Consider the following 3,228-nt stretch of genomic DNA (forward strand, 5'->3'; position numbering starts at 1 on the left):
CGGCGTGGGAATTGACGGACGGGGCGCATGCATGTATAGCGTTTGGCAACATACCGTTCCGAAACAACGTTTCCTTTAGGGCATATTTCACACCTGTTGACCTCAAGGTAATTCTACCCCAAACGCTATTTTAACAGCTATTAGATTGCAGTCCGTTAGCTATGATGAAAACATGTGAGATCAACTGCCTAGTGTTTCTTTGAATACAGCCAATTTTAATTTAGTTATACGATTTTCCGTGGAAAATCTGTTGAATAGCGGTTGTCATGGTACTCGGCACCCTGACGCCTTCGAAAAAAATGTTTCTTATGTTGGACATAGGTTGTATCGGAACATATATATGACAACCGGTATAAACTGTCTGAGCCTCAACGTCCCAAATCAGCGGAGGAACGTCAATGAAAACCGAAATAGAACGCATTGCCGAAAAATTGGCAGCAGGCGGGCAGAACATCGTTTTCACCGGTGCCGGCATTTCCACCGAAAGCGGAATCTCGGACTATCGGAGCCAGGGAGGTCTGTGGGACAAGTTCAAACCCGTTTATTTCGATGATTTCATGTCATCCAGGGACTCCCGGATCGCCTACTGGGAGTTCTGGAGCAAAACCTACCCGGACCTTGCGGCGGCACGGCCTAACCAGGGGCACGTCGCCATCGCCCGCCTGTTCGACATGGGCTTGATCCGCGCCGTGGTGACCCAGAACATCGACGGACTGCATCAGGCGTCGGGGTTGCCGGATGAAGCCGTCATCGAACTGCACGGCAACACCTGCCGGATCCGGTGCATGTCCTGCGGCCGGGTTTCCGCTATCGAGGACGCAAAAAAACGCCTGGACGCAGGCGATCTTGCCCCCGAGTGCCAATGCGGGGGATATCTGAAACCCGACACCGTTTCCTTCGGGCAGTCCATGCCCATGGACAAGGTGGAACGCGCCGTTCAACTTTCCCGGCAGAGTGACGCCTTCATCGTGGTGGGGTCGACCCTCGTGGTGCAGCCGGCAGCCCACATGCCCGTTTATGCCAAACAAAACGGCGCATTTCTGGCCATCATCAACCTGTCGGACACGCCCTGCGATGCCATATGCGACGCCTTGCTGCGCGCAAAGGCCGGCAAGGCCCTCCAGGCCGTGCACCAACGGGTATGTGACATCGTTTCAGATAACTAACCTGCGCGTTTCAAATTTTAAGAATGAAAATAGATAGAATCCATTGAAGATATGTTTATGTTGAACATTCTTAAAATTTGAAACGCGCAAGTTGGGAAATACATAAGTTGATCTCGAAGTGGAGGTTGGGCGGGATCAATAGCGCTGAAAGCATTGTCTAACCCCGGTCGTTATCCAGCCTGAAGGACAAATACCGGATGACGTCGCCCCGCTCCCGGGCAGCCGCTTCATAGGCGGAAACGACCGCTCCCGCTCCATGCCGGGCATGTCCATCCGCATGCACGTCTTCCGACATGTCGACGACACGCCCTCCCCATTGCCGAACCGATTCTCTGGTAAAGTCGAAAAAAAGCTCGCTGTCCGTTTTTACATGCACGCCCCCACCGGGTGCCAGCAGCCGCGCATACGCATCCAGAAACCGGCTCCCGGACAACCTGAATTTGGCTGTCTGCGTTTTCGGGTACGGGTCGGGAAACGTCAACCAGATCTCGTGAATCGACTGCTCCATGAAAAATTCCGCAAGCCGCTCGATGCGCGCATGCAGAAACAGGACGTTTTCAAGTCCCGCGTCCAGGGCCTTTTCCGCACCGACACAGATGCGGTGGCTCTTGCAGTCGACCCCCACATAAAGTCTGGCAGGGTCGGCTGCGGCAAAGGCCAAACTGTGCTCGCCCTTGCCGCAGCCCAACTCGAGAACCTTTTGCATGGCCGCATACGGTTTTGCATGCCACGGAAAAAAAGCGGGCGGCGGTGAAACCCCGAAAGCGGCGAAGGTGACATTGGGCAGCTGTCTGACGCGCGCGTATTTTTTACGTTTATTCTTCGGCATCGGCTGCCGGGGGGGGCACGTTGAAGATTGAGCAGGTGCTGATGCCGTGGGCGTACAGGGTGCCGCCGCGGTCCTTCAGGCGTCCCTCCACGGTTGCCAGGTGCCTGCCCCTATGCACCGGCCGGGCCTCACAGCGCAGCAACCCGGTCCGGGCCGTCACCGGCCGGATGAAATTCACCTTGATCTCGATGGTCGCACAGGACATCCCCTGCGGCAGCGTGGTGAGGACCGCAGCAGTCATCGTGGTGTCCAGCAGCGTCGTCAGAATGCCGCCGTGCACCGTTGAAAATGGATTGTAATGGTATTCGGCCGGGTCGAGTTCAAATGCGGCGTAACCACTTTCAACGGCATGGACCCTGTAGCCGACGAGCGAGGCGACCGGAGGCGCGCCGATGCGTCCCTCCTTGATGCCCTCGAGATACGCGAGTCCCGGCAGGGATGCCGCGGCGTTTCTCTGGTTGAGCTTGGGATCTTCCCAAACGACGGTTTTTTTTCTTTCCATAAGCCAGAAAATCCTTTTCCCTCTTCGATCTCATTCGCGTTCATCAGCGCGACCACGAAGGTTGTCGTGCGGTGCAGCCCGAGCGGCACGGTCGCCTCCCAACCCGGATAAACCGAAAAAGATAAAGATCATTTATCACGAAAACACGAAAGCCCAAAAACACGAAAAAGACCATGAAAAATTTCGTGCTTTCCCGCTTTCGTGCTTTCGTGATTGGTTTTATTGTTTTCCATTGAACTTGTAAGGGACTAACAGATCAGTACCAGGCCGCTGACATTTGCCATCTTGCTGAGCAAGGCACCTTCAGCATCCATGATCCAGGACATCTCCCATCCGGCCGTTTTGAACAGGGCGGCCACATCGATACCGAAGCCTGACATGGACGGCCGCGCATGATCCGGATTGCGGCATTTCCCCGTTGCGGCCAATACCCGGCATTCGGCGCGGTCCGGGCAGAACAGCTCCTTGCACGAACCGCCTGCGTATGACCGTGCCCGGGGAAAACCCATGGCAACAGCGGACCGCTCGATATGATGCCAAAAAAAGTGGGGCGCAATGAACCCTGTCATTGTGGAAGTGGAAAAAAGTATAAAAACCTGTGGTAAATAAGACTTTTGCCTTATAAAAAAAGAGGGCATAGCCTTTTATTTCAAGGAATGCCCTGCTTTTCGATCATTAAGAAAGGATGTATTATACGACGGTTACATTCGTTGCGGAAGGGCCCTTGGGTC

General features: G+C 54.6%; 5 protein-coding genes. 2 read left to right on the forward strand and 3 right to left on the reverse strand.

Translation table 11 applies throughout. The features are described from left to right. Positions 1 to 398: 398 nt before the first annotated feature. Positions 399 to 1,166, forward strand: coding sequence for a Sir2 family NAD-dependent protein deacetylase (locus tag LJE94_12890; protein ID MCG6911004.1), 768 nt, complete (start codon positions 399 to 401; stop codon positions 1,164 to 1,166). Between the two features lie 157 nt (positions 1,167 to 1,323). Here LJE94_12890 and trmB read toward each other — a convergent pair whose 3' ends face one another. The 3 genes from trmB to LJE94_12905 all read right to left on the reverse strand — a co-directional run bounded on the left by trmB (position 1,324) and on the right by LJE94_12905 (position 3,066). After that, entirely contained in the window at positions 1,324 to 1,995 is a 672-nt protein-coding gene (gene trmB, locus LJE94_12895; protein ID MCG6911005.1) for a tRNA (guanosine(46)-N7)-methyltransferase TrmB, read from the reverse strand. After that, the gene (locus LJE94_12900) at positions 1,982 to 2,497 is read right to left on the reverse strand and encodes a PaaI family thioesterase (GenBank protein MCG6911006.1); all 516 of its coding nucleotides are present in this window, start codon (positions 2,495 to 2,497) and stop codon (positions 1,982 to 1,984) included. The genes trmB and LJE94_12900 overlap by 14 nt, the downstream gene beginning before the upstream one ends. Before the next feature lie 248 nt (positions 2,498 to 2,745). After that, on the reverse strand, positions 2,746 to 3,066 hold the full coding sequence (locus tag LJE94_12905; GenBank protein MCG6911007.1) for a DUF2284 domain-containing protein: 321 nt from the start codon (positions 3,064 to 3,066) through the stop codon (positions 2,746 to 2,748). On the opposite strand from LJE94_12905, the gene LJE94_12910 reads away from it, so the two are divergent. Then, positions 3,043 to 3,102, forward strand: coding sequence for an SEC-C domain-containing protein (locus LJE94_12910; GenBank protein MCG6911008.1), 60 nt, complete (start codon positions 3,043 to 3,045; stop codon positions 3,100 to 3,102). The two genes, LJE94_12905 and LJE94_12910, sit on opposite strands and share 24 nt — an antisense overlap. Positions 3,103 to 3,228 lie beyond the last annotated feature (126 nt).

It is taken from the genome of Deltaproteobacteria bacterium, from assembly GCA_022340465.1.
Classification (GTDB): domain Bacteria; phylum Desulfobacterota; class Desulfobacteria; order Desulfobacterales; family B30-G6; genus JAJDNW01.